Genomic DNA, 26,322 nt, shown 5'->3' on the forward strand with positions numbered 1-26,322 from the left:
TTAGTAAGCATGCTTATTTGCCAGCGCAGTCAGGCTCCGGCCGGCACGGACACCCGCGCCACTTCCGCGATGCGCTCCGCGGTGCGGCGGCCCATCCGGATGGCACCGTCCACATGCTGGTAGCCTTCGGCGGCAAGGTCGGAGGAGGACCAGTAGATGGGGCCCACCGGGGCGTGCTGGTCCTTCCCGTACCGGTGCAGGCCGCCGAGATCGTAGCTGGCAGCGTAGGCGCCGCGGGTCCACTCCTCGGAGCCCCAGTCGGACTCGTAGTAGACCTCGGGGGTGAGTGCCTCGTCGCCGAGGTAACCGGCGACGGACGCAAGGATCGCTTCCCTGCGCTCTTCGGGACTCAGCTCGAAGACGGCGTCGGCCTTCTCATCGGACACGAAGCCCACCAGGGTGCCGCGGGCATCGCCGTGATTGGTGTTGTCATAGACCTCCTGGACCAGGGCATCGGCACCGAAGCCGGTGCCGGAGAGCCCCTTGTCGCGCCAGAACGGCGTGGCGTACACCGCGTGGACCTTGATGACCAGGCCCAGGGACTGGTGCTGGTGCATCTGGTGCTGGCGGCGCGGCAGTGGCGGGTTGAACGAGACGCGGGAGTACAGGTTGGGCGGAACGGCCATGATGACGAAGCGGGCGTTAACGGTGGCGCGGTCTGATTCCACGGTCACGCGGTGCCCGCCCTCGGCGTCCGGCTCCCAGTTGATGGTTCGCACCGGGGTATTGAGCACAACATCGTCGCCCAGGTCCTGCGCCAGCAGCTGCGAGACCTGCTGCATGCCGCCCACCACACGGCGGTCCAGGATGAAGTCCTCGTCCGTGAGGTTGGTGAAGGATCCCGCGGACGCTGCCATGAGGACGGCCTGCAGGGCCGAGAAGGAGTGCGCGGGCTTGGTCAGCATGCCGCCGGCGATGAACAGTCCGATGTTCTTGCAGGCTTCCTCGCTGGCCGAGTTCTGCCGCAGCCAATGGTGGAACGAGATGGTGTCCAGCTCCCGGGCCTTCGGGTGCGCCCAGGGTTCGGCGGGCCCAATCTCGGCCGCGAGCTGGTCCAGGATGGCCACCAGGCGGTCCATTTCGACGGCGGTTTCCGGGTCCACGGGGAACGAGTCGCCGGTGTAACGCACTGGAACGCCGTCGGCACCGATGTAGACGGACTCACCGTCGCGGTAGCGCGGGTAGGTGTCCAGGTTCAGTTCCTGGAGCAGTTCCAGGAGCGCTTCCTGGTCCGGCGAGACCCACTGGCCGCCGATTTCCAGCATGGCGCCGTCCACAGTTCCGGTCCAGGTGCGCCCGCCCACCCGGTCACGGGCCTCGAGGACGGCGACACTGAGGCCGGCCTTCTTCAGTTCGCGGGCGGCCATGAGTCCAGACGGCCCGGCTCCAACAACAACGACGTCGCGGTTCAGGTTCAGCATGATGTCCTCTCTGCGGTCCCGGGTGATGGAAACCACTAAATGAATGGCATTCATTTATTAGAACTATAGCCCGTCCGGCCGGGCAGCGGAAGTACCTGGTGCAATAATGCGGAGGACACCGAGGAAAGGGCAGAAATTGCCGGCAGTACCAGCAGCACACCAACGTCCGGCTCCCGACGGCGGCGTCCGGAGAAGGCGCGCCGGAAGGCCTTCCTCGGCGGTACTGGACAAGGCGGGCATCACCTCGGCCGCCCTGGAGCTCGTTAGCCGGAAGGGGTACGACGGGCTGACCATGGCTGCCCTGGCCAAACTCCTCGAGGTGGCGCCCTCCGCCCTCTATAACCACGTGTCGTCGAAGCAGGACGTCCTGCTTCTGGTGGAAGACCACCTGATGTCCCTGGTGGATGTGTCCTCCTTTGGCGCCGCGCCCTGGGATGACGCGGTCCGCACGTGGGCCTGGAGCTACCGCAATGTCTTCGCCGAGCACACGCCGCTGATTCCGGTCATCGCCGTCCTGCCGGTCACCGACGCGCCGCAGACACTGGCCATGTACGAGACGGTCAGCAAGGGATTCCTCGACGCCGGCTTCCCCCAGGAGCGCATCATTTCGGCCATCGTGGCGCTCGAGTCGTTTATTTTCGGCTCCGCATACGACGTCACCGCCCCGGAGGACATTTTCGACCCGGGCACCATGGCCGATTCCACGCCATATTTCACCGCCGCGGTCCGAGGGGCTGCGGGCACCGCGCTGCGCGGACACACCCAAATCCCTGAAGGCGGTGACGCGGCCACTGACCCCCTGCGCGCCGCGGACGCCGCCTTCGCGCTGGGCTTGGACGCCCTGATTGACGGGTTGGGTAGCCTTCGTCGTGAGGCGGACTGACGTTGGCGCGGACGTCACACTCGGGATCGCAAAATCATGCTTGTAGTACAAGTTTTAAACTTGTATCCTAAGAGGGTGGGCGAAGGAGCCCAGTCCCGCCCTTAGGAGAATCCATGAGCACCGTCGACCTGATCCGGCACGTCAAACTGTCCACCGCCCGCCTTCCCCTCGCCGTTCCCATCAGCGACGCCAAAGTCTTCACCGGCCGGCAGAAGCCCATGACCGAGGTAGTGTTCCTCTTCGCCGAAATCACCACCGAACTGGGCCACTCCGGCATCGGCTTCAGCTACTCCAAGCGCGCCGGCGGGCCGGCCCAGTACGCCCACGCCAAAGAAGTGGCCGAGGGCATCATCGGCGAGGACCCCAACGACATCGCCAAGATCTACACCAAGCTCCTGTGGGCCGGCGCCTCCGTGGGCCGCTCCGGCGTCGCCACCCAGGCCCTGGCAGCCATCGACATCGCCCTCTACGACCTCAAGGCCAAGCGCGCAGGCCTTTCCCTGGCCAAGTTCCTGGGTTCCCACCGCGACTCCGTGCAGACCTACAACACCTCCGGCGGTTTCCTCAACGCCTCCCTGGACGAGGTCAAGGCACGCGCCTCCCAGTCCATCGAGGAGGGCATTGGCGGCATCAAGATCAAGGTGGGCCTGCCGGACTCCGCAGAGGACCTGCGCCGCGTGGCCGGCATCCGTGAACACATCGGCTGGGACGTTCCGCTGATGGTGGATGCCAACCAGCAGTGGGACCGGGCCACGGCCCTGCGCATGGGCCGCCGCCTTGAGGAGTTCAACCTCATCTGGATCGAAGAGCCGCTGGATGCCTACGACTTCGAGGGCCACGCCCACCTGGCCCAGGTCCTGGACACTCCCATCGCCACCGGTGAAATGCTGGCCTCCGTGGCCGAGCACAAGGGCCTCATCGCCGCCAACGGCTGCGACATCATCCAGCCTGACGCCCCGCGCGTCGGCGGCATCACCCAGTTCCTCCGCCTCGCCGCCCTCGCGGACGAACGCGGCCTGGGCCTTGCACCGCACTTCGCCATGGAAATCCACCTGCACCTCGCAGCGGCCTACCCCCGCGAACCGTGGGTTGAGCACTTCGACTGGCTGGACCCGCTGTTCAACGAGCGCCTCGAAACCAAGGACGGCCGCATGATCGTTCCGGACCGCCCCGGCCTCGGCGTCACGCTCAGCGACCAGGCCCGCGCCTGGACCACCGACTCCGTGGAGTTCGGGGCATAACGCTGAAGCCGTAACCTTGAGCCATGAGCCGGAACCTCACCGCGGACCTCGCCGCCGACCTTCGCAACCGCATTGTTGACGGCATCATCCAACCGGGTGAGAAGCTTCCCAGCGAAAACACCCTGATCAGCGACTTCGGCGTGAGCCGGACCGTGGTCCGGGCCGCGCTGACGAGGCTCCAGGCCGAAGGGCTCGTGGAAACCGAACGCGGGCGCGGCAGCTTCGCCCTCACGCCGCCGTCGGACGGGCCCCAGGCTGTACCCGGGGCCCGGCCGGTGGCCACCACCGAGGACCGGCTGCACCTGCTGGAGTTCCGCATGGGCGTCGAGACGGAAGCCGCCGCCCTGGCCGCGCGCAACCACACCGAGCGGCAGTTGCGGGCGGTGGGCACTGCGCTGGAGGCCTTCACCAAGAGTGCGGGCCACCCGTCCCATGCCATGAAATCGGACTTCGACTTCCACCGGGCGGTGGCGGCGGCCTCCGGCAACCCGTATTACTCCGACTGCCTCGCAGCACTGGGCCAGACGATGATTGCCATGCCGCGCACCCGGCTGATGACCGGCGTCGAGCACTACGCCCGGGACCACTTCGACCAGGTGGTCCAGGAGCACCGGTCCATCCTGGACGCCATCGCCGATGGTGACGAGGCTGCTGCCGCGGCCGCGATGCGCAGCCACTTGGCCAACTCCCGACGCCGATTCAAGGCATCCGCACGGCCGTCCAGCGAACCGGGGCCCAGGCCCGAGTCCTAGGCCCGTTCGCTGATCCGCGCCTTCGGGGCCCTGATCCGCGAGCAGGACCCTGACGGGCGGGCCTCACCCCGCTGGCGCTCCCGCCGCCGGCATGGTCTCCCCTATCAGCTCCAGGAGCCGCAGCACCGCAGGATTGGCCGTTTCCTCGTTCCAGGCCAGTTCCAGGTCCACCCGGTTCAGTTCCTTCATGCCGTGGCGGCCATCGATTTCGTGGAACTCCACTCCGGGCGGGGCGAAGGCCATTGCCGAGGCAGGAACCAGGGTCACTCCAAGCCCGGCCTGGACGAACGCCAGCAGCGCCGGGACCTGGCTGGCGTACTGGGTGATGTTGGCATGGGCGCCCGCGCTGGCGAACAGGCGGAGCACCAAGTCGTGGAAATACCGGGCCTCCTTGGTGGAGTACATCAGCAGGGGGCGCCGGTCCAGGGACCCCAGCGGCAGCGGCTGGCCGTCGGCAATTCCGGTGTTGCCCAGGATCGGGTTTCCTTCCGGCACCGCCACGACCAGCCTGTCCTGCATCAGCGGCCGGAACACCACCCCTGGCCGGGCAACGATGGGCCGCAGCAGGCCGATGTCCACACTGCCCTTCACCAGCCCGTCCATCTGGTCGGTGGACACCAGCTCCCGCAGCACAAAAGACACCCCCGGCATCCCTTCGGCCGCCTTTCGGAGCATCATGGGCAACGCGCTCTGGCCGGCTATCGCGGTGTAGCCCACAGTGATGGTCCCTGCCTGCCCGGAGGAAACCCGGCGGACGTCCATGTCCGTCTTGATGCACATGTCCAGGATCTGCCGGGCCCTGGGCAGCAGTGTGGCGCCGGCTGCTGTCAGTTCCACCTTGCGGCTGGTCCGGCTGAACAGTGTGGTGTTGAGCTTCTTTTCCAGCATCTGGATCTGCCGGCTGAGCGGCGGCTGGGTCATGTTGAGCCGTTCGGCAGCGGCACCGAAATGCAGTTCCTCGGCCACGGCCACGAAGGCCTCTAACTGGGGCAGCGAAAACATCAATACCTTTACTGGATTGTCGAGTGCAGAAATTGGCTTGGACCTGTATCGATCGCTTCCCATATCGTCTGTGAACAGGACCACACAAAGCAACCCCCATCAGGAGCCCCGCACCATGAAGAGCACAGCGCTGTGACCCCTACCTTCGACACCGCCCAGCACCTCGGCCAGGTCCGCATCACCGGCGTGACCATCACGCCCGTGGCGTTCAAGGACCCGCCGCTCCTTAATACTGTCGGCGTCCATGAACCCTTCGCCCTGCGCGCCATCATCGAGGTCCTCACGGACTCGGGCGTATCCGGCTTCGGCGAAACCTACGGCGACGCCGGCCACCTGGCCCGGTTGCAGCTGGCAGCCGCATCGCTGGAAGGCGTGGACGTCTTCAACATCAACACCCTCCGCGGCCGCATCGCGCAGGCCCTCAGTGTGGACACCATCGAGGGCGGCCACGGCATGAGCGGCATGGTCACCGGTTCGAGCACGGCGGACCGCGTCCTGTCCGCCTTCGACGTCGCGGCGCTGGATATCCAGGGACAGCTCCTGGGCCGTCCCGTCAGCGATCTGCTGGGCGGGGCGGTACGGGAGTCCGTGCAGTTCAGTGGCTACCTGTTCTACAAATGGGCCGGGCATCCCGGCCAAGAGGCGGACCGGTGGGGCGCCGCATTGGACCCGGAAGGCATTGTCCGGCAGGCCCGGGCGATGGTGGACGGCTACGGCTTCGGCGCCCTGAAGCTGAAGGCCGGCGTCTTCCCGCCCGAGGAGGAGATCGCCGCCATCCAGGCCCTCCGCGCGGAGTTCCCGGACCTGCCGCTCCGCATCGACCCCAACGCCGCCTGGACCGTGGAGACCTCCATCCGGGTGGGGAAGGAACTGGACGGCGTCCTGGAGTACCTGGAGGACCCCACGCCGGGGATCGGGGGCATGGCAGCAGTGCGCAGGGAAGTGGGCATGCCGCTGGCCACCAACATGTGCGTTGTCAGCTTCGCTGATGTGTCCCCCGCCGTTGCGGCCGGAGCCGTGGACGTCATTCTCTCCGACCACCACTTCTGGGGCGGGCTGCGCCGCAGCCAGTTCCTTGCCGGGATCACCGAAACCTTCGGGCTGGGCCTGTCGATGCACTCCAACTCCCACCTCGGCATCAGCCTGGCCGCCATGGTCCACCTTGCTGCGGCCACCCCCAACCTCGACTATGCCTGCGATACGCACTGGCCGTGGAAGGACCCGGAGGAGGACATCATCGAGGACGGTGTCCTCCGGTTCACGGACGGCGCGGTGGGGGTCCCCACGGCACCCGGCCTGGGCATCACGGTGGACCGGGACGCCCTGGAGCGCCTGCACCGCCAGTACCTGGACTGCGGGCTGCGGAGCCGTGACGATACCGGTTACATGCAGCGCCTGCACCCCTCCTACCAGCTGCAGAGTCCCCGCTGGTGAGCGCACCGGACAGTAGCCAATCCCTTCGGATCGTGGTCACCGATCCCATCATCAGCCGGTTCGAGGAGGCGTTAAGGTCCGACGGCGGCGCGCACCACTGGGACATGGCTGCGGCGTGGTCTCCGCAAAGGCGGGCCGCGGCACTTGCCGCGGCCGACGTCGTCGTCTGTTCCGCCCTTCCCCCGTCTGAAGCGGAAGCCGCGGGCAACGTCCGGCTGGTCCATGTGACCGGAGCCGGCTACGACAAGATCTCTTTCCCGCACCTGTCTCCCGGGGCAACCGTGGCCAACACCTTCCATCACGCCCGGCCCATCGCCGAGCATGTCCTGATGGTCATGCTGATGTTGTCGCGGAACGTCGTCCGGGCGGACCGCGAGGTGCGGACCGGCCAGTGGCGGACCATCGCCACTGCCCCGGACGTTCCGTTCCATCCCGTGCTCAGCGACCTGGTGCTCGGCGTGGTGGGGCTGGGGTCCATTGGCGCGGAGGTAGCCCGGGTTGCCGCTGCCATGGGGATGAAGGTCCGGGCCGTGCGCCGCAACCCAGCCGGGCCGCTGCCCGCCGGGGTCAAGCTGGACTGGGTGGGCGGCAACGCCGATCTTCCGGCCCTCCTGGCGGGTTCCGACGTCGTGGTGGTCACCGTGCCCCTGGCGGAGGACACCCGCGGCATGATCGGCGCTGCGGAGCTGGGAGCGATGAAGCCCTCCGCGATCCTGGTCAACGTGGCGCGTGGCGCCGTGGTGGACCAGGCAGCGCTTTATGCCGCCCTCTCGGAGCGGCGGATTGCCGGCGCCGGACTGGACGTCTGGTGGGGTACGCCTGCCGAGGGCGTGGTGCCGCCGGCGCAATGGCCGTTCACGGACCTGGACAACACGGTCCTCACGCCGCACCACTCGGGCCATGCGCGGGTGACGTTCGAGCGCCGGGCCCGGGACATCGCGGCCAATATCGGACGGCTGGCCACCGGACTGCCGCTGCACAATGTTGTCAGGACGGGCCCAGTACCAGCCGGGTGACCAGCAGCGCGCTCCCCAGTGCGGACGCGGCAAAGGCCAGCTTCTTCAGCCGGGCCGGGCTGAGGAACCGGTTGACGTAGCGGGACGCCGCATAACCGGCGATCACCGCCGGAACCATCCACAGGGCCAGGACCAGCATGTGCTCGGTGACAGTACCGGCCAGCCACAGCATGGTCATGGAAATGGCCGATCCCACCATGAAGAAGGCACTCATGGTGCCGCGCAGCCTCGGCCCCTCATGGCCCTGCCAGATCAGCGCCATGGGCGGGCCGCCGATGGACGTGGCGGTGCCCATGATGCCGGAAGCGGCCCCCGCCACCACCAGGTTGGTCCGCCGGGGCCGCGGCGCCCAGCCCCGGCCCGCCAGGACCAGGCCGGCGAGGACCACGGCCACCACCACCCAGGCCATCCCTTCCCTGGAGGAGACCGCCACCAGCCAGGCGCCGGCCAGGCTGCCCGGTATCCTGCCCGCCAGGGCCCAGCCCGTACCGCCCAGGTCCAGGCTTTGCCGCTCGGTCACCGTCACCATGATGGTGACCAGCAGGGCGAGCAGGATCAGGGTGGCGGGCAGCAGTTCGGGATCGATGATGGCAATCACCGGCGCCGCCAGCATCCCCATGCCGAAGCCACTGGAGGCCTGCAGGCAGGCTGCCAGGAAGATGGCTCCGGCGATGATGGCGTATTCGGCGCCGGTCACAAGGCGTTGGCAGTTGCCGCTGGGGCGCCGGTAAGGCCCTTGATGGTGTCGAGCGGGAAGTGGCATTCGGCCAGGTGCCGCCGGCCGTCCGGGGCTGTCAGGACCTGCGGCTCCGGGGCCACCTCGGCACAAATGTCCTGGGCCTTCCAGCACCGGGTGCGGAAGCGGCATCCCGAGGGCGGATCCAGCGGGGAGGGCAGCTCGCCCTGAAGCACAATCCTGTCCCGCTTGGCGCCGGTGACGTCGAGCTTGGGCGAAGCGGACATCAGCGCCGCCGTATAGGGGTGCCGGGGATGGTCGAAGACCTCTTCGGTTTCCCCCGTCTCGATGATCCTGCCCAGGTACATGACGGCCACCCGGTCGGCGACGTGCCGGACCACAGTGAGGTCGTGGGAGATGAAGATATAGGAGACGCCCAGTTCCTTCTGCAGCTCGTTGAGCAGGTTGAGGACCTGGGCCTGGACGGACAGGTCAAGTGCGGATACCGGCTCGTCCAGGATGATCACGTCCGGTTTCAGGGCAAGCGCCCGGGCGATGCCGATGCGCTGGCGCTGCCCGCCGGAGAACTCCTGCGGCGACTTCCGCGCGTCGGACGCCCGCAGCCCCACCATCTGCAGCAGTTCCTGCACCCGTTCGTCCCGCTCCCGGGACGTGGGGTAGAGGCTCCGGTGCGTTGTCCAGGGTTCGGCGATGATGTCGCCCGCGCTCATCCGGGCGTTGAGCGATGCGAAAGGGTCCTGGAAGACCATCTGGACCCGCCGGCGCCATGCCAGCAGCTCCTTGCCCTTGAGCCCGAACGGGTTGGTCCCCTCGAAGCTGACCGTCCCTTCATCCGGAGTTTCCAGCATCATCAGCGTGCGCGCCAGGGTGGATTTGCCGCAGCCGGACTCACCCACCAGGCCCAGGGTTTCCCCGCGGCCCACGCTGAGGCTGATGCCGTCCAGGGCCTTGAGCCTGGTGTTCCCGCTGGCACTTTTGGCAACGTGGAACGTCTTGGTCAGGCCCTCAATGCTCAGAAGCGGTTCAGGCATTGGTGATCTCCTCGCTGAAGTGGCACGCGGCCGTGCGCACGGGACGGACTGTTGCGCCGCCGTCGTTGGTTCCTGCGGACGTGGTCTGCTCCGGGTCGGCCGCAGCGGTTGCGGTACCGCTTGGCGTACGACGGCGGCCTGCCGGGCGCAGTGCAGGGCGCTCGGCGCGGCAGATGTCCTGCACCATGGGGCAGCGCGACTGGTAGACGCAGCCGGACGGGATGTCGTGGAGCTCCGGCGGGCTGCCCGGGATGGATTTGAGCTGGTCGCCGCGTTCCAGGTGCACGGGCACGGATTCCAGCAGGCCCTTGGTGTAGGGGTGGCGGGGATCGGCGAAGACCTCGGCCACCGGCCCGCTCTCCACTACGTTCCCGGCGTACATCACGGCCACCGAATCTGCCTCCTCAGCCACCACCGCAAGGTCGTGGGTGATGAGGATGACGGCCATCTGGCCCTCTTCGCGGAGCTTGCGCAGCAACTGCATGATCTGCGCCTGGACTGTGACGTCCAGGGCGGTGGTGGGCTCATCGGCGATCAACAGCCGCGGATTCAGCGCCACTGCCATGGCGATGAGGATGCGCTGGCGCATGCCGCCGGAGAACTGGTGGGGGTAGGAATTGACCCGCGATTCAGGTTCCGGGATCCCCACGCGCTTCATCAGGTCGATGGCTTCGGCACGGGCCTGCTTGGCGTTCAGGCCCCGGTGGATCCGGAATGCCTCCCCCAGTTGTGTGCCCACTGTATATACGGGGTTCAGGGCGGTCAGTGCGTCCTGGAAGACGATGCCCAGTTCCGGTCCGGCAAACTTCAGCCGCTCCTTCGGGGTCAGCGCGGCCAGGTCGGTCCCGTTCAGGACAATCCGCCCGTCGGCCAGGTCGCAGACCGGGTCCATGATGCCCGCGAGTGCCTTGGCCGTCATGGATTTTCCGCAACCGGATTCACCCAGCAGGGCCAGGGTCTCCCCTGCCCGGGCTTCGAAGCCCACGCTGTTGACGGCCCGGACGGTGCCGCGGTGGGTCCTGATGTCCACGGCGAGGTCGCTGACCTGCAGGACCACGTCATGTGCCTGGGCGCCGGCCGGGCCGGCGGAGCCCTGGGGGTTCTGGCGTGTAGATGGGTCGGCAGCTGTTTTCACGGCTGTGCCTCCTTGGCTGGGATACGGGCGATCAGCCGTTTGCGGGGAAGGGCCAGGCGCCAGCGCTGGGCGGGATCGGTGGCGATCCGGAGCCAGGCTGCCAGCACGTTGGCGGCGATGGTGGTGACCACAATGGCGACGCCCGGGAAGATGGACAGCCACCATGCGGTCTGCAGGTATTGCCGGCCCTGCGACACCATCAGGCCCCAGCTGACGTCCGGCGGCTGGATACCGATGCCAAGGAAGCTCAGCGAGGATTCGGCCAGCATGACGTAGCAGAATTCCAGGGTGGCCAGGGTCAGCAGGGTGGGCAGCACCACCGGGATGACGTGCCGGAAGATGATGGCGTTGGGCTTGGCCCCGAAGGTCCGGGCGGCGTCCACGAAGGTGCGGCTTTGCAGTTCGGCCGATTCGGCGCGGGCGGTGCGCAGGTAGATCGGAATACGCGTCAACGCCAGGATCAGCACGATGTTGGCAGCGGAGGGGCTGAAGACGTAGAGGACCACTACGGCGAGCAGCAGTGAGGGGAAGCTCATGATCACATCGGCCACCCGCATGGAGACGTTCTCCCGCCAGCCGCGGTGGTACCCGGCCCAGACGCCCCACAGCGAGCCGATGAGCAGGGCCACGGCGACAGCGGGAAGCGCCACGGACAGGGTTGTCCTGCTGGCCACTACCAGGCGGGCCAGCATGCTGCGGCCCAGCGAATCGCTGCCCAGGAAGTACTCCCAGCCGTGCGCCATGGTGAACGGGGCCTTGTTGGCGAACAGCAGGTTCTGCTTGGTGGCGAGGTCGCCCATGAGCGCGGGCCCCACCAAAGCGGTCAGGCCAACCAGCAGCAGCACAAAGGCGGCGACGGCGGCGAATCGGTCTTTGAGGAGGAGGCGGAACAGGCCCGGCTGGCCGTCCCGGAGGTCCGGTGCGTTCCTGGTGGGCGGCTGTCCGGCCGGCTGCCGCTCTTCCTGCCCCTCTGGGGCGGCGCCGTCAGTCAATGAACTCGTCATGGTTCCTCCTAGGCCTTGACCGTCACGGGACGGACGCGCGCATCCAGCAGCGCGTACCCCATGTCGATAAGGATGTTCAGGGCAAAGATCGCGACGGCGGTCAGCAGCACCGCCGCCTGCAGGACCGCGAAGTCGCGCTGCAGGATCGAATCGATCATCAGCTTGCCGATGCCCGGCCAGCCGAAGATCGTCTCCACCACCACGGCGCCGTTGACGAGGCCCACGGTGAGGTCACCGGCGACAGTAAGGGCCGGCGCGGCAGCGTTCCGCAGGGCGTGGTGGGTGACCACCCGCAGCTCGCCGGCGCCGCGGCTGCGGGCCAGTTTGATGTATGGCTCGGAGAGCGCGGACACCATGGAACCACGCACAATCTGCACCAGCACACCAAACGGCCGCAGGAGCAGCGTGGCGATGGGCAGCACCCAGGCACTGGCCCCCGACACCCCCGACGTGGGGACCCAGCCCAGGGTGATCGCGAAGATCCAGATCCCCACAATGGCCAGCCAGAAGTCCGGGATTGATGCCGCGGCCATGGAGATGAAGCTTGAGATCCTGTCCGCGACGCCATTCGGCTTCAGCGCAGCCCAGCAGCCCACGATGACCGCCAGCACCACGGCCAGCACCATGGTGGTAGCCGCGAGCTGGAGGGTGGCCGGGAAAGCACGCAGCGCCATGGCGGCCGCGTCCTGCCCGGTGCGCAGGGACTGCCCGAAGTCGAGCCGGAGCACCCCGCCGAAGTAGTCGGCCATCTGCACCAGGAGCGGCTGGTCCAGGCCGTTGCGGGCCGTGAAGTCGTCACGCATCTGCTGGGTGGCATTCAGCGGCAGGTACAGGCTGGCCGGGTTTCCGGTCATTCTGGCCAGCGCGAAGACGCCCACCACTACCACCACCAGCGGCAGGGCGCTGGAAATGATGCGCTTTCTCAAGTAGGTCAGCATGGCCGTCCTTTCTGTGGGAGAGGCGGTTAGCTGGCCGGGGTCATCTCGGAGATGCGCAGCTCGTCACCGCTGGACGAGTTGGGCGTGTAGGAGACGGACTTGGCCTTGCCCAGGATGCCGGTCTGGTGCGAGATGTGCGCGAACTGGACCACCTTGTCGTTCTGGTAGGCGAAGATCTCCTCGAAGGCCTTCTGGCGGGCATCGCCGGAGGCAGCGTCCGCCTTCCGGATCATGGCGTCGAATTCCGGGGTTCCGAAGTAGCTCTGGGCTCCGGTGGAGAGCATGTACTGGTCCACCGTGAAGGCGGCGTCGCCGGCCTGGTTGCCGTGCTGGGTCATCAGGGCAACGGCGCCTTCATCGTCGGCGAACGGGCGGACCTGGTAGGTCAGGTGCTGGCTGGTTTCGAGCATCTTCAGCTTCACGTTCAGGCCTGCCTGGCTGAGCTGTTCCTGGAGTACCTGGGCCAGTTCGGTGATCTTGGGGAACTGGGCGCTGCGGACCACAAGGGAAATCTGCTTGGAGGTGTCCACGCCGTCGGCCTTGGCCTCTGCCACCAGCGACTTTGCCTTCTCAAGGTCGAACGGCCAGCTCTTCAGCCCGGAGTTGTGGCCCACGATGCCTTCGGGGACCAGCTGCGCAGCCACCTGGTGCTTGCCCTGGTAGAGCGAGTTGACGATCCCTTCCTTGTCGATTGCGTAGTTGACCGCCTGGCGGATCCGTATGTCGTTGAGCGGTGCCTCGTTCGCGTCCATGCGCAGCGCCACTGTTTCGTTGTTGGGGTAGTCAACGCCGAGGTCTCCGATGTTGTCATCAGGGCTCAGCCCCATGGCAACGTCCGCCTCCCCGCTGGTGATCATGGCGGCACGAACCGAGCTTTCGGAGCGCCACTGGTACTCCGCCTTGGCGTAGGCAGGCTTGTCGCCCCAGTAGCCGTCCCAGCTGCTGAGCGAGATCTTCTGGCCGGCGTCCCAGGAATCGATCTTGTAGGGGCCGGTTCCGATGGGTTCGCGAACCTTCTCGGTGGTGCTGGTGGACGTCGGCACCACTTCGAGGAAGGAGAGCCGCAGCGGCAGGATGGGGTCCGGTTCCGGTGTTGTCACGGTCAGGGTGGTGGCGTCGACGGCCTTGACGTCGAGGTCGGCGTCTCCGAAGACGTAGCCCTCAACGTTGCACCCGAGTTTGGAGTTCACCGCCCGGTCGATGGTGAAGGCTGCCGCCTCGGCGTTGAAGGGTGTTCCGTCCTGGAAGTTGACTCCCTCCCGGAGCTTCAGGGTCCATTCCGTATCGCTGGTGGCCTTCCACTCGGTGGCGAGCTTGGGTTCGAGTTCACCGCTTTGCGGATTGCGTTCGATCAGGGGCTCGGTCACGTTGGAGCGAACCACAACGCCGGTGGAAGTCAGGTTGGACTCACAGGCCTCGAGTGTGGGCGGTTCCTGGCCCAGGACCACACGGACGGTGTCCGCCGCGCCGCCACCGGCGCTGTCCGAGTTGGCCACGCTGCAGGCGCTGAGGCCAAACACCGCGACGGCCGCGAGGGCTGGCCACCTCAGTGCGGTGGCCTGGAAGGGAAGCTTTGAAGAAGACGTCATTGGGTTCCTCCGGTTGGAAAACTTGGTGCGCAGTGCCCCGGCACCGTCAGACGCATCGGCGAAAGGATGCTTGGCGGGGCCGCGCTCGACTCAAGCTAATTGAGCTGTTGGGGGCCCACAAGGGATTCGGCACAGTCCTCCGGTGCCGCTGCGGGGGCGATGGGCGCTTTTGGCAGCTGTGATCCGCACCACTGATGCGCGGGATCCGCGTCATTCCGCCCGACCGGGACCATCAATACAGTTCGGGCATGGATCCATGCCATTTACATGTTGGACCTGTATGGGTCCGAAACCTAGGGTGCTGGATATGAAGAACATCGCCGTCCTCCAGGTAGGGCCCCTCATGCCAGTCGTCCAGGAAACGATCATCAGCGACTACGGCGCGGTCCGGCTGCCCGATGCTCCGGCAGAACGGGCCGACTTCCTCCGCCAGCACGGCGGCACCTTCGACGTGGCGGTGACGTCGGGCAAGTTCGGGGTAGGGACGGACCTGATGCGCGCCCTGCCCAACCTTCGCGCAGTCATCAATTTCGGCGTCGGCTATGACACCACCGACGTGGCACAGGCGTTCGAGCGCGGCATCATCGTCAGCAACACCCCGGACGTCCTGAATGACTGCGTTGCCGACACTGCCCTTGCCCTCTACGTGGATGTCCTGCGCGGAATCAGTGCCGCAGACCGGTTCGTCCGGCGCGGTGACTGGCTCAGCAAGGGCAACTTCCCGCTCGCCACCAAAGCCAGCGGCCGCAAAGTGGGCATCCTTGGCCTGGGCCGGATCGGCAAAGTGATCGCCCGGCGCCTGGAAGGCTTCGACTGCGAGATCAGCTACCACAGCAGGAACCCGGTAGCAGGAGTCGATTACCGGTACGCGCCCTCACCGCGTGACCTCGCCACAGGGTGCGAGGTGCTCATCGTGGCCGCGGCCGGCGGCCCGGGTTCAACGGGCCTGGTGGACGCGGGCGTCATTGAGGCGCTGGGCCCCCGCGGCTACCTCATTAACATTGCCCGCGGATCGGTAGTGGACCAGGACGCCCTGGTCGATGCGCTGCTGTCCGGCAGGCTGGGCGGAGCGGGCCTGGACGTCTTCGTTGACGAGCCCAAGGTCCCCCAGGACCTGCTCGAGCTGGACAACGTGGTCCTCCTGCCGCACCTGGGAAGCGGCACCCACGAAACCCGGGCAGCGATGGCGGACCTGACCCTGGCCAACCTGCGCTCCTACGCCGAGACCGGTTCCGCGGTAACCCCCGTGCACCCGTAACGGCGGTATCCGCCGGCTCCCGGTTGCCCCATCAGTCAGGCCCCCTAAACCCGGGTTTTGGCAACGAAAACTGATGGGGCATCCGGGGAACCCACGAGCAGTGCTTAAAACAAGAAGAGCCCCGATCCTTAGATCGGGGCTCTTCTCAATTGCGTGCGCGAGGGGGGATTTGAACCCCCACGCCCTTTCGGACACTGGCACCTGAAGCCAGCGCGTCTGCCGTTCCGCCACTCGCGCGCAACTTCTTCCACGCCACTACGGCCGGTTTCCCGATTCGCAGTCTTGTAAAAGCAGCGAGATCAAGCATAACGGACACATGCCGCAAAACACCAATTGAGCAGCGGAGGCCAACCGGACCCGGCCGCAGCACGCCAATTATCGGAGCCCGGGCACCCGCCTTCAGCGCCTTTCCGCCAAGGACCGGAGGGCCCGGGGAACGAACTTTTGGAGGCGGCGGGCCGTTGTGGATTAAGGTCATTCGCAGGCCAGCCCAGTAGTATCGGATGTAGGAGTGGCTGCCGTGCGCAGCCATACCAGCGAGTGTCTACTGAACGCCGGGTGAAGTTCCGGACTGCGAACTGCCCCTCAGCCGGAGGGAAAGGAGGAGAACCATGGGTCTGCTGGACAAAGTGGAGCGCGGCATCGAAAAGGCCGTCCGTGGCGTCTTCTCCACCGGCTCAAAAGCGCAGGTTGAACCCGTAGAAATCGCCAGCAGGCTGCGCCGGGAAGTGGACCACAAGGCCCTCACTGTCGCCGCCGGACGCACCCTCGCCCCCAATGTCTTCGATGTCCAACTCAGCGACGACGACTTCAAGCGGGCCCAGGAATGGGGAACCCCGCTGGCGGAGGAACTCTGCGACGTCGTCATCAACCACGTCCGCAGCCAGGGTTACACGCTGCAGGGATCTGTCCGCATTTCCTTCCGGCGTGATTCCGAGCTCCGGGCCGGGGACTTCGAGATCGCTTCCTCCACAGAAAAGTCCAAGGGCAACGGCAGCACCCAGCCCTCGCGCCCCACGGTGCCGGCCGCTCCCAGCCGCCAGCCCGTCAGGCTGCAGCCGGTCCTGGACATCGACGGGCAGCGCTACTCACTGAACGCCCCCTCCATTGTGCTGGGCCGATCCTCCGAGGCCGATATCCATGTCGAGGACACCGGAGTTTCCCGCCGGCACCTGGAAATCCGCACTGCCAACGGTGCCACCAGCGCCGTGGACCTGGGCTCCACGAACGGAAGCTACGTCAACGGGCAGCGGGTCTCGGGCAGCATCGAACTTACAGACGGCTCCACCATCACGATGGGACGGACAAAGATCATCTTCCGCCTGCTTCCTGCCAACCCTGGTGGCCGCGCATGAGCGACTTGACCATCACCGCGCTGCGGTTCGGCTTCCTGCTGCTCCTGTGGGTGCTCATCTTCAGCATTGTTTCCGCCATGCGCCGGGACCTGATGGTGGGCCGCAAGGCCGCCTCCGGGGCCCCCACCGCCCGTGAGGTCCGCAAGAACCCGGATCTCGCCGAAGCACCGCCGCAGCCCGTGAAGCAGCAGGCCAGGCAACTGGTGGTGGTGGAGGGCCCGCTGAAGGGAACCACCCTTCCGCTGGCCGCCAGCCCGGTCCTGCTGGGCCGTGCCCAGGAAGCCACCCTGGTGCTCGAGGACGACTACGCCTCAGGCCGCCACGCGCGGCTGTTTCCGCAGGGCAGCCGCTGGTTCATCGAAGACCTTGGGTCCACCAACGGCACATACCTAGCGGACCAGCAACTTACCCGTGCCCTGCCCGTTGAGCCAGGCGTACCTGTGAGAATCGGCAAGACGGTCATCGAATTGAGGCCGTAGCTGTGGCCGTTTCCGAAAACCCCGCAACCGGGCCCCAGCCCGCGCCGCGGCCCCTCATCATGCGCTACGCGGCCCGGTCCGACGTCGGCAGGATCCGCTCCAAGAACGACGACTCCGCGTATGCGGGCCGGCACCTGGCCGTCGTAGCGGACGGCATGGGCGGCCATGCCGGCGGCGACGTCGCCTCGGCTGCAACAGTCCTGGACATGATCCACCTGGACCGAGCGGATTATGAGGGCGACGCCGGCACCATCCTCGCCGACGAGATCCAGACAGCCAATTCCCTGCTCTCCGAGCTGGTCCATATCAATCCCAAGCTTGCCGGGATGGGCACTACCGTGACAGCGCTGCTGCTCGCGGAAGGCCAGCTGCACTTCGCCCACATCGGCGATTCGCGCGCCTACCGGCTCCGGGACGGCGAATTCGAACAGATCAGCGTGGACCACACGTTCGTCCAGCGGCTGATCGATGAAGGCCGGCTCAAGCCTGAAGAAGCGGAAACGCATCCGCACAAGAACGTGCTCATGCGCGTGCTCGGTGACGTGGATGCCAGTCCCGAGCTGGACCTCGACACCTTGGAGGCCCGGCCGGGTGACCGCTGGCTCCTCTGCTCCGATGGCCTCAACTACGTTGCCGGCCACGCCGTGGAGCGGACCGTCAAGGAAACCCCGAACCTCCGCGAATGCGTGGAAACCCTGGTGGACCTCACCCTGGAGGCCGGTTCCCCGGACAACGTCACGGTCATCATGCTGGAGATCGCGGAGGAAACGCCCGACGACGTCAGCACGGCCGCCGTCGACGTCATTCCCGCCGCCCAGGCCACGCAGTCCGCTGAAGCGCCGGCCGCTGCCGTCGCAGCTGCTGCGGGGACCGCCGATGCCTCCGGTTCCGACGCAATGGATGCCCGGGACCCGGAGACCAAACCAGTGCCGGCGGAGGCCGCGACGACCGGCGGAAGCGAACCGGATGCCGGGCCTTCGGAAGACAAGGCGCCGGACCCGGGATCCACCGACCCCCACCTCGGGGAGCACCTGTCCGCTGAAGTTCTGCGCGAGGAACTGTCCTCGCGTCCCCATGAACTGGTGGGGGCCGCGGCAACCGCCGCAGAGTCCGGTTCCATCCCCACCATCGCCGGACGTACCGTGGCGCGCAGGGCCGCCACAGTCCTCACACACAAGGCTGAACCGGCCGCGGGTGACGACGACGAAACGCTGGTGCCGCTGAAGCCGCGCCGCTGGATTACCTGGTCCGTGGCGGCCGTTGTTGTGGTGGTCCTGGGTGTGGGACTGTGGCTCGGTTACGCCTGGACCCAGACCCGCTACTACGTGGGCGAGTCCGATTCCCGCGTTGCCATCTTCAATGGGGTCTCCCAGCGGCTTGGCCCCATCCAGCTCTCCAGCCTGGAAACCGTGACGGACATCCGGATGGATTCGCTCCCGCAGTTTTCCCAGCAGCGGGTCCGCCAGACTGTCCCCGCCAGCGACCTTTACGACGCACAGCGGATCGTAAAGAACCTCGAACTCACCGGCACCACTTCGCCTGAAGAGGAGTGCCCTGCAGCTACGGCATCGCCGTCGCCCACCCCGGTTCCCACCACGCCGGCTCCGTCCGCGACGGCGTCGGCGGCTGCACCGTCCGCCGCCCCCGCGTCCGGCAGCCCCACTCCTTCGCCGAGCCCTACCGTCAACTGCGAGGGAGCCAAGTGAGCCAGCTCAGCACCGCCGTGAAGCCGCGCCGCAACGTTGAACTTGCGTTGTTGGTCCTCGCCCTTGCCGTTGGCATCGGCGCCAACATGATGGTTGGCGTTGATAAGGAAAAGGCGTTCGACTCCGATTTCTGGTTCCAGTCGAGCCTGCTCGCGGTGGCGGCCTTGGCCTTCCACGGCGTCCTGCGCTTCCGCGCAAAGTATGCCGATCCGGTTATGCTTCCCCTGGTGGTTGCCCTGAACGGACTCGGCCTGGCCATGATCCACCGCCTGGATCCTCCGGGCGCGGACACAGGCAACAATCAGCTCCGCTGGACGCTGATCGCCATGGCAGTGGCCATCGCCGTCATCTGGTTCCTGAAGGACCACCGGATCCTTCGCCGTTTCACATTCATTTCGCTGGCCGCCAGCGCCCTGCTGCTGGTTCTGCCGCTCGTTCCCGGCATCAGCGCCGGCGAGATTCTGGGTGCCAGGGTGTGGATCCGGCTCGGCCCCATGACGTTCCAGCCGGGCGAGGTCGCCAAGATCACCCTGGCCATATTCTTCGCGGGGTATCTTTCCTCGAACCGGGACCTGATCCTGCTGGCCGGCCGCAAGCTCGGCCCCCTGCAGTTCCCCCGGTTCAAGGACATGGGACCCATGATCGCCGCGTGGCTGGTCAGCATTGGCGTGCTGATCTTCCAGCGGGACCTCGGTTCCTCCGTCCTGTTCTTCGGCCTGTTCATCGTCATGATCTACGTGGCCACCAGCCGGATCAGCTGGGTGGTCATCGGCCTGGCCCTGATCCTCGGCGGCGGCTTCGTGGCCTCCCGGGTGTTCTCCCACGTGGAGCAGCGCATCAACGGCTGGCTCAACGCCTTCACACCCGAGGTGTACGAGAACGGCAGCCGGCAGGTGATCCAGGGCCTCTTCGGGATGGCCAACGGCGGCCTGGTGGGTACCGGGCTGGGCCAGGGCCGGCCGGACCTGGTTCCCTTCGCCAACAGCGACATGATCATCGCGTCCCTCGGCGAGGAACTGGGACTCATCGGAATCTTCGCCATCGTCCTCATGTACCTGCTGCTGGTGACCCGCGGTTTCCGTGCGGCGCTTGGCACCCGGGACGCGTTCGGCAAGCTCCTTGCCTGCGGCCTCTCGTTTGCCGTGGCCCTCCAGTGCTTCGTGGTGATCGGCGGCGTTACCCGGCTGATTCCACTGACCGGCCTCACCACGCCGTTCCTGGCGGCCGGCGGATCCTCCCTCCTGGCCAACTGGATCATCGTGGGGCTGCTGCTGCTGATTTCGCACACAGCCCGCGGCCCGGTGGACACCACTCCGTTGCCGCCGTCCAAGGGCGCAGACACTACTGGCATTGATACTCCAACCGAGGCGGTGAAGCAGGCATGAACCAGGCCATACGACATTCATGGATAGCGGCCGTCGCCATGTTCGCCCTGCTGTTCGGCGCCCTCAGTTTCGTCCAGGTGGTGGGGGCGGATGAACTGAAGGCCAACCCCCTGAACCAGCGCGCCATCCTGCAGAACTATTGCAGCGACCGCGGCGCCATCATCGTCGGCGGAACCCCGGTGGCCGAGTCCGTGGAAACAGGCTCCGAAACCTGCAAATTCCAGCGCACCTACCCGCAGCCGGAACTCTATGCCGGCATGACGGGCTACTTCTCCCAGAACTACGGTGCCACCGGACTGGAGCGGGCCATGGGTGAGGTCCTCACCGGTGACTCCGACCAGCTGTTCCTGGACCGGGTGGGCCAGCTGTTCCTCGGAAACCAGCCAAAGGGCGCCTCTGTTGAGCTGACCATCGATCCCGAGCTCCAGCAGCTCGCCTACAGCCTGATTCCCGACGGCCAGCGCGGTTCCATCGTGGTCACGAACCCCAAAACGGGGGCCATCCTGGCCATGGCATCCAAGCCGTCCTACGATCCCAACAAGGTAGCCGTCCAGGATCCCGAGGCCGAAAGCGCGAGCATCAACGAGTTCCTGAAGGTGCCCGGCATCAACCTGAACCAGAATGTCAGCGGCCCCACGGGTGAACTGCTGGCCCCCGGTTCGGTGTTCAAACTCGTGGACACGGCGGCAGCGCTTTCCTCCGGGAAGTACAACGCGGACAGTGTCCTGCCCAACCCGGCAGAAATGCCCTTCGACGGCATCTCCTACCGGCTTCCCAACTACGCCGGGGGCAACTGCTACACCAGGGACACCGCCAGTTTCGCCTTTGCGTTGCAGCAGTCCTGCAACACCCCCTTCGCGAGCATCGCCCTGGACCTGGGCCGTGACGCCATCGCTTCCCAGGCACAGAAGTTCGGTTTCGGCGAGGACCTGGGAGACCAGCTCAAGCTCGGCTACGCCCGCGGTGACGGCTTCCCGGACGAACTGGACGCACCTGGCCTCGCCCAGTCGGCGATTGGCCAGAAGGATGTCCGCGCCACCCCGCTGCAGGTGAACATGATGACGTCCGCCATAGCCAACGACGGCGTGCAGATGCGGCCAAGCCTTATCAAGACCCTCCGCTCTCCGGATCTGCGGGTCATCGATGAGCCGCAGCCCGAGCAGCTCCGGACCTCCACCACGCCGGAGATCGCCAACCAGATCACCGATTGGATGGTCAGCGCGGTCAGCGAAGGAATTGCGAACCGTGCAGGCGTCCCGGGCGTCCAGGTGGCGGGAAAGACCGGAACCGCGGAGCTGGGCGACGGCACCAACAACTCCTGGTTCACCGGCTTCGCCCCCGCAAACAACCCGCAGGTGAGCGTCACCATCGTCATGGAGGGCGTGGACATCACCACCGGAGCACAGCTGACCAGTCCGAACGCGAAGAAGATTTTTGAGGCGGTGTTGAATAAGTGAGGCCTACAACCGGAATCACCCTCGGCGGCAGATTCCAGCTGACCACGCGGATCGCGATCGGCGGCATGGGCGAAGTCTGGAAAGCAAAGGACCTCGTCCTCGGCCGCATCGTCGCGATCAAGGTGCTGAAGGAGGAGTACACCGGGGACCCCGGCTTCCTGCAGCGGTTCCGCGCGGAGGCCCGCCACACCGCACTCCTGAACCACGTGGGGATCGCCAACGTCTTCGACTACGGCGAGGAGGAGGGGTCCGCCTACCTGGTCATGGAGTTGGTGCCCGGCCAGCCCCTCAGCAGCATCATCGAGCATGAACACGTGCTGTCGCCGGACCGCACCCTGTCCATCATGGCCCAGACGGCCCGGGCGCTTTCCGTTGCGCATGCCCAGGGCCTGGTACACCGCGATATCAAGCCCGGCAACCTCCTGATTACGCCGGACGGACGCGTTAAGGTCACAGACTTCGGCATCGCCCGCCTGGCCGACCAGGTGCCGCTCACCCAGACCGGCCAGGTCATGGGTACCGCCCAGTACCTGGCGCCGGAACAGGCCACCGGACAGACCGCCACGGGATCTTCGGACATCTACTCCCTCGGCGTCATCGGGTACGAGTGCCTGACCGGCCACCGGCCGTTCTCCGGCGAATCCCAGATCGCGATCGCCCTGGCACAGGTCAACGACGCACCGCCGCCGCTGCCGGAGACCCTGCCCACACCGGTCCGCGCGCTCCTGATGTCCATGCTGGCCAAGGACCCCAAGAACCGGCCGGCTAACGCCATCAAGCTCGCCGAGGCAGCTGAAGCCATCCGCAACGGAGACGTCGGCGCAGCCCGCGCTGCAGTACCCGGCATGCTGCTCTTCGACGCGCCGGACACCGGCCCCATCACCGCGCCGGTGGATACGGCCACAGCACCCACCGGTGTGATCGGTGCGCAGCGGGATTCCTCACCGACAGCCACCTCCGCGCTCCCGGTGGTGGGAGCCGCCGCAGCCGGAGCCGCTGCCGGTGCTGCCGCAGCGAACGCTGCTGATGGCGACGCCGCGGACGGCAACGCACCCCAGGGACCGCTGGCCCGCGCCAACGCGCTGGCCGCCGAGCGTAACTGGGACCACGAAGAGACCACGTACGACGACGAGCCGGCCGATGAGCCGCAGCGCAAGGGCCGCACCCCGTGGACGTGGCCGCTGATCGCCTTGATCCTGCTCGTCCTGTTCGCCCTGGTGGGCTTCCTGCTCAACAACATGGGGGTGTTCTCGCCGTCCAACAGCCCAACGTCGGTTGTCACCTCAAGCAGCCCGAAGACCACCAGCGCCACGCCCACCAGGACATCGCAGGCACCCAGCCCGACGCCGACGCGCGATACCCCCACCCCGACGCCCACGCCCACCCAGGAAACCGTGAACGTGATCCCGGATGCGTACCTGGGCAAGGACTACAGGACGGTTCAGTCAGAGCTCTCTGCGTTGGGGCTGGTGGTTAACGGCGTCCAGCAGGAGAGCGCCGAAGATCCCGGCATTGTCCTGGACCTGAACCCCACGGGCCCCGTCCCTGCGGGTTCAACTATCACTGTCACGTACGCCATCGCTCCGCCGTCAGCGCCGGCGTCGGCGCCGGCGCCCACCTCAGCCGCTCCCACACCGGTGCCCACAACGCCGTCGGCCGCTGGGCCCACCGCTGAGTCCGCGCTGCCTACCTGTTCCACCGGCCAGGAGCCGGGCATTCCGCCCACCTGCGCACGGTAAACGGACTGAACGTGAACGAGTCATCGCGCGCACCGCTCCACCGGGAAGACAATGTCCCGGTGGACAACAAGCGTGTCCTGAGCGGCCGCTATGAGCTGGGTGGCCTCATTGGACGCGGTGGCATGGCGGACGTATACAGCGGCACGGACGCCAGGCTCGGCCGGACGGTGGCCATCAAGATCCTGCGTCCTGATATGGCCCGGGATCCCCAGTTCCAGGCCCGCTTCAAGCGTGAAGCACAGTCCGTCGCCGCCCTGAACCATTCGTCCATCGTGGCCATCTACGACACCGGTGAACAGCAGGTCCACGACGGTTCGGAGGAATCCGTCCGGCTGCCCTACATCGTGATGGAATTCGTTGACGGCAGGACGCTTCGGGACCTGATCCGGGCCAAGGAAGTCAGCATCGGCCAGGCGATCGACTACTGCCTGGGAGTCCTCGGCGCCCTCGAATACAGCCACCGCGCCGGCATCGTCCACCGGGACATCAAGCCCGCCAACGTGATGTACTGCGAGGCAACCAACTCCATCAAGGTCATGGATTTCGGGATCGCCCGCGCCATGGCGGATTCCTCGGCCACCATGACCCAGACGCAGGCTGTGGTGGGCACGGCGCAGTACCTCTCGCCGGAACAGGCCCGGGGCGAAACCGTTGATGCCCGCAGCGATCTGTACTCGGCTGCCTGCCTGCTCTACGAAATGCTGACCTCGAGGCCGCCATTCATCGGCGACAGCCCCGTTTCCGTGGCATACCAGCACGTCCGGGAAATTCCGGCGCCACCCAGCAGCATCAACCCCGAGGTCTCACCGGCGCTCGACACCGTCATGGCCAAGGCGCTGCAGAAGAACCGTGACGACCGGTTCCAGGATGCGGCAGCTTTCCAACGCGCTCTCAGGGCAGCCCGTTCCGGCGTCGCTGTCCCCGCCTTACCGGCTTCCGAAGCTCCCACTGACCCCAACGACCATGTCCCAGCCCCGGACAGCCCGCCAACGGAGGCTTTCGCCGCCGCCCCGGGCGCCGGGTTCCTGGACGACGCTCCCACCGGGCGCCTCGCCGTCACCGGCAGGGACGACGCCGGCGCCCGGACACCGCTGGGCGTGGCGGACGAACCCGGCGACGCTGAGCCGCTGCCGCTTGGCCTGTCCCAGGAACGGGACCCTTCCCCGCGGCAGAAGTCCCGGCGTCGGGCGTGGATTGCAACCTTGGTGATCTTCACCGTGCTCATCCTTGCCGGCGGCGGCCTGTGGGTCTACAGCGTGGTGAACCGGCCGGCGCCGCCCCCGCCGAAGGTGGACATCCCGGTGGTGGCCTCCATGACCGAGTCGGCAGCACTGCAGGAGCTGTACAACGCGAACCTGAAGCCGAAGATTACGCGTTCACAGAACGACGCCGTACCCAAGGGCATCGCGATCGGCACCGACCCGGTGTCCGGCCAGAAACTTGATCCCGGCGCAGAGGTGATCCTGAGCATTTCCGAGGGTCCCAGCGCCGTGAAGATCCCGGAGACCATCCCCGGCTCCACAGAGGCCGCGGCACGTGATGTCCTGCGTCAAGTGGGGTTGGTGGGTGCGCCGTCAACCACCACGGCCAACAGTGCCACCGTGCCGGCCGGTATCGTCATCACCACCAGTCCCGCACCGGGGCAAAGCGTAGGGGTGGGTACCACTGTTGAACTGGTGGTTTCCACCGGCAAGGTGGCGGTTCCCGAACTCCGCGGCCGCACCCGCGAGGAGGCCGAAGCCGCGCTCAAAGACCTGGGCCTGGTGCCGAACGTCGTTGAAGCGGAAAACGGCCAGGTTGAGGCGGGCCGGGTGACGGACCAGAGCGACGCCGTCAATGCCGCAGTGGAGCAGGGAAAGACCATCACCTTCGTGGTGGCCAAGGCTCCACCGCCGCCGCCCACCGCCACTCCCAGCCCGACACCAACCCCCACCTCAACCAAGGGCAACAGGGACCGGGACTAACCGGGTCAGTCGAGGATCGGCTGCCTCAGTGCTGGATCAGCGGGCTCAGCTTGGCTGCCCGCGCCGCTGCGCCGGCCATCCCCAGCGATTCGAGCCAGTTGCCCAACATCTGGTAACCGCCCTCGGTGAGGACCGATTCGGGGTGGAACTGCACTCCGCAGAGCGGGGCCGTGCGGTGCTGCAGCCCCATGACCACGCCGGAGGCCGTCTGTGCGGTGACTTCCAGGACATCCGGGATGGACTCACGGACCGCAGCCAGGGAGTGGTAGCGCGTGGCGGTGATGGGGGAGGGGAGGCCGGCAAACACACTGGTTCCGATGTGTTCCACCTGCGAGGTCTTGCCGTGCATGAGCTCGGGGGCGTGCGTCACGGTCCCGCCGAAGGCCTCCGCCAGCGCCTGGTGGCCCAGGCATACGCCGAACATGGGAACGCTGTTTTCACCGCACCACTTGATCAGTTCAATGCAGATGCCCGCCTCGGCAGGATTGCCGGGGCCCGGTGACACCAGGACGCCGTCGCGCGTGCCGGCAAGTTCGATCGCTTCGGCGAGGGTGACGTCGTCGTTGCGGACCACAGTGGTCTCGGCGCCGAGCTCCTGGAGGTAGCCCACCAGGGTGTAGACGAAGCTGTCGTAGTTATCCACCACGAGGATCTTGGTTGTGGTCATGGCTGGCTTGCTGCACCAATCGTTGAGTCAGTGAATTGGGTGTACTCGGACATCCAGGGAAACAGGAACTGGACCATCAATACCAGTGCGGCCGCCACCAGCACCACTGATGTGACGATCCGCAGCCAGAGCGGCCCCGGGAGGTGGCGGAAAATCCAGCCGTACATGC

General features: G+C 66.7%; 23 protein-coding genes and 1 tRNA gene. 13 read left to right on the forward strand and 11 right to left on the reverse strand.

Annotation, left to right across the window (positions count from 1 at the left end; translation table 11 throughout):
* Positions 1 to 29: 29 nt before the first annotated feature.
* Entirely contained in the window at positions 30 to 1,475 is a 1,446-nt protein-coding gene (locus QE394_RS09300) for an FAD-dependent oxidoreductase (RefSeq protein ID WP_349034369.1), read from the reverse strand.
* An 82-nt stretch (positions 1,476 to 1,557) separates the two neighbouring features.
* On the opposite strand from QE394_RS09300, the gene QE394_RS09305 reads away from it, so the two are divergent.
* From QE394_RS09305 to QE394_RS09315, 3 genes are all read left to right on the forward strand, one after another.
* On the forward strand, positions 1,558 to 2,304 hold the full coding sequence (locus QE394_RS09305) for a TetR/AcrR family transcriptional regulator (protein WP_349034370.1): 747 nt from the start codon (positions 1,558 to 1,560) through the stop codon (positions 2,302 to 2,304).
* Between the two features lie 113 nt (positions 2,305 to 2,417).
* Complete coding sequence (locus tag QE394_RS09310; RefSeq protein ID WP_056080162.1) at positions 2,418 to 3,545, forward strand: mandelate racemase/muconate lactonizing enzyme family protein; 1,128 nt, start codon at positions 2,418 to 2,420, stop codon at positions 3,543 to 3,545.
* 23 nt (positions 3,546 to 3,568) lie between these two features.
* Complete coding sequence (locus tag QE394_RS09315) at positions 3,569 to 4,297, forward strand: FadR/GntR family transcriptional regulator (protein WP_349034371.1); 729 nt, start codon at positions 3,569 to 3,571, stop codon at positions 4,295 to 4,297.
* 63 nt (positions 4,298 to 4,360) lie between these two features.
* On the opposite strand, the gene QE394_RS09320 is transcribed toward QE394_RS09315, so the two are convergent.
* Positions 4,361 to 5,299 (reverse strand): LysR family transcriptional regulator, encoded by a 939-nt coding sequence (locus QE394_RS09320; protein WP_349034372.1) that lies wholly within the window; start codon positions 5,297 to 5,299, stop codon positions 4,361 to 4,363.
* 132 nt (positions 5,300 to 5,431) lie between these two features.
* On the opposite strand from QE394_RS09320, the gene QE394_RS09325 reads away from it, so the two are divergent.
* Complete coding sequence (locus QE394_RS09325; protein WP_261620461.1) at positions 5,432 to 6,733, forward strand: glucarate dehydratase family protein; 1,302 nt, start codon at positions 5,432 to 5,434, stop codon at positions 6,731 to 6,733.
* The gene (locus QE394_RS09330; protein WP_349034373.1) at positions 6,730 to 7,749 is read left to right on the forward strand and encodes a 2-hydroxyacid dehydrogenase; all 1,020 of its coding nucleotides are present in this window, start codon (positions 6,730 to 6,732) and stop codon (positions 7,747 to 7,749) included. Before QE394_RS09325 ends, QE394_RS09330 begins: the two co-directional genes overlap by 4 nt.
* Here the strand turns inward: QE394_RS09330 and QE394_RS09335 are convergent.
* The 6 genes from QE394_RS09335 to QE394_RS09360 are packed head-to-tail and all read right to left on the reverse strand — an operon-like array spanning position 7,721 to position 14,143.
* Positions 7,721 to 8,446, reverse strand: a complete 726-nt coding sequence (locus tag QE394_RS09335; RefSeq protein WP_349034374.1) for a sulfite exporter TauE/SafE family protein — start codon at positions 8,444 to 8,446, stop codon at positions 7,721 to 7,723. The genes QE394_RS09330 and QE394_RS09335 overlap by 29 nt on opposite strands.
* Complete coding sequence (locus QE394_RS09340; protein WP_056080182.1) at positions 8,443 to 9,477, reverse strand: oligopeptide/dipeptide ABC transporter ATP-binding protein; 1,035 nt, start codon at positions 9,475 to 9,477, stop codon at positions 8,443 to 8,445. Before QE394_RS09340 ends, QE394_RS09335 begins: the two co-directional genes overlap by 4 nt.
* Positions 9,470 to 10,612, reverse strand: a complete 1,143-nt coding sequence (locus QE394_RS09345) for an ABC transporter ATP-binding protein (RefSeq protein ID WP_056080185.1) — start codon at positions 10,610 to 10,612, stop codon at positions 9,470 to 9,472. Before QE394_RS09345 ends, QE394_RS09340 begins: the two co-directional genes overlap by 8 nt.
* Positions 10,609 to 11,616, reverse strand: coding sequence for an ABC transporter permease (locus tag QE394_RS09350; RefSeq protein WP_261620466.1), 1,008 nt, complete (start codon positions 11,614 to 11,616; stop codon positions 10,609 to 10,611). The genes QE394_RS09345 and QE394_RS09350 overlap by 4 nt, the downstream gene beginning before the upstream one ends.
* Positions 11,617 to 11,624: 8 nt before the next feature.
* On the reverse strand, positions 11,625 to 12,554 hold the full coding sequence (locus tag QE394_RS09355; protein WP_056080190.1) for an ABC transporter permease: 930 nt from the start codon (positions 12,552 to 12,554) through the stop codon (positions 11,625 to 11,627).
* Between the two features lie 26 nt (positions 12,555 to 12,580).
* Positions 12,581 to 14,143 (reverse strand): ABC transporter substrate-binding protein, encoded by a 1,563-nt coding sequence (locus QE394_RS09360; protein WP_349034375.1) that lies wholly within the window; start codon positions 14,141 to 14,143, stop codon positions 12,581 to 12,583.
* Between the two features lie 307 nt (positions 14,144 to 14,450).
* Here QE394_RS09360 and QE394_RS09365 point away from each other — a divergent pair, with 307 nt between their 5' ends.
* Positions 14,451 to 15,401 (forward strand): 2-hydroxyacid dehydrogenase, encoded by a 951-nt coding sequence (locus QE394_RS09365; protein ID WP_056080197.1) that lies wholly within the window; start codon positions 14,451 to 14,453, stop codon positions 15,399 to 15,401.
* 154 nt (positions 15,402 to 15,555) lie between these two features.
* Here QE394_RS09365 and QE394_RS09370 read toward each other — a convergent pair.
* Positions 15,556 to 15,638 (reverse strand) — tRNA-Leu (locus QE394_RS09370).
* Positions 15,639 to 16,012: 374 nt separating this feature from the next.
* On the opposite strand from QE394_RS09370, the gene QE394_RS09375 reads away from it, so the two are divergent.
* Genes QE394_RS09375 through pknB form a run of 7 tightly spaced genes read left to right on the forward strand, consistent with a single transcriptional unit; the run spans position 16,013 to position 25,486 of the window.
* Positions 16,013 to 16,756, forward strand: a complete 744-nt coding sequence (locus tag QE394_RS09375; protein ID WP_056080200.1) for a DUF3662 and FHA domain-containing protein — start codon at positions 16,013 to 16,015, stop codon at positions 16,754 to 16,756.
* A complete protein-coding gene (locus QE394_RS09380; protein ID WP_045731270.1) occupies positions 16,753 to 17,235 on the forward strand; it encodes an FHA domain-containing protein in 483 nt (160 codons plus the stop codon). The genes QE394_RS09375 and QE394_RS09380 overlap by 4 nt, the downstream gene beginning before the upstream one ends.
* Before the next feature lie 59 nt (positions 17,236 to 17,294).
* On the forward strand, positions 17,295 to 18,941 hold the full coding sequence (locus tag QE394_RS09385) for a PP2C family serine/threonine-protein phosphatase (RefSeq protein WP_235501533.1): 1,647 nt from the start codon (positions 17,295 to 17,297) through the stop codon (positions 18,939 to 18,941).
* Positions 18,938 to 20,326, forward strand: coding sequence for an FtsW/RodA/SpoVE family cell cycle protein (locus QE394_RS09390; RefSeq protein WP_056080205.1), 1,389 nt, complete (start codon positions 18,938 to 18,940; stop codon positions 20,324 to 20,326). Before QE394_RS09385 ends, QE394_RS09390 begins: the two co-directional genes overlap by 4 nt.
* Entirely contained in the window at positions 20,323 to 21,783 is a 1,461-nt protein-coding gene (locus QE394_RS09395) for a penicillin-binding protein 2 (protein WP_056080208.1), read from the forward strand. Before QE394_RS09390 ends, QE394_RS09395 begins: the two co-directional genes overlap by 4 nt.
* Complete coding sequence (locus QE394_RS09400; RefSeq protein ID WP_349034376.1) at positions 21,780 to 23,522, forward strand: protein kinase; 1,743 nt, start codon at positions 21,780 to 21,782, stop codon at positions 23,520 to 23,522. The genes QE394_RS09395 and QE394_RS09400 overlap by 4 nt, the downstream gene beginning before the upstream one ends.
* An 11-nt stretch (positions 23,523 to 23,533) precedes the next feature.
* Positions 23,534 to 25,486, forward strand: a complete 1,953-nt coding sequence (pknB, locus tag QE394_RS09405) for a Stk1 family PASTA domain-containing Ser/Thr kinase (RefSeq protein WP_056080213.1) — start codon at positions 23,534 to 23,536, stop codon at positions 25,484 to 25,486.
* 25 nt (positions 25,487 to 25,511) lie between these two features.
* Here pknB and QE394_RS09410 read toward each other — a convergent pair whose 3' ends face one another.
* Positions 25,512 to 26,153 carry an aminodeoxychorismate/anthranilate synthase component II gene (locus QE394_RS09410; protein WP_012630758.1) on the reverse strand — a complete coding sequence of 214 codons (642 nt, stop codon included), beginning with the start codon at positions 26,151 to 26,153 and terminating at the stop codon, positions 25,512 to 25,514.
* Positions 26,150 to 26,320, reverse strand: a complete 171-nt coding sequence (locus QE394_RS09415) for a hypothetical protein (protein WP_012630757.1) — start codon at positions 26,318 to 26,320, stop codon at positions 26,150 to 26,152. The genes QE394_RS09410 and QE394_RS09415 overlap by 4 nt, the downstream gene beginning before the upstream one ends.
* Positions 26,321 to 26,322: the final 2 nt, after the last annotated feature.

Source organism: Pseudarthrobacter sp. SORGH_AS 212 (assembly GCF_030818145.1).
In the GTDB taxonomy this organism is placed as follows: Bacteria; Actinomycetota; Actinomycetes; order Actinomycetales; family Micrococcaceae; genus Arthrobacter.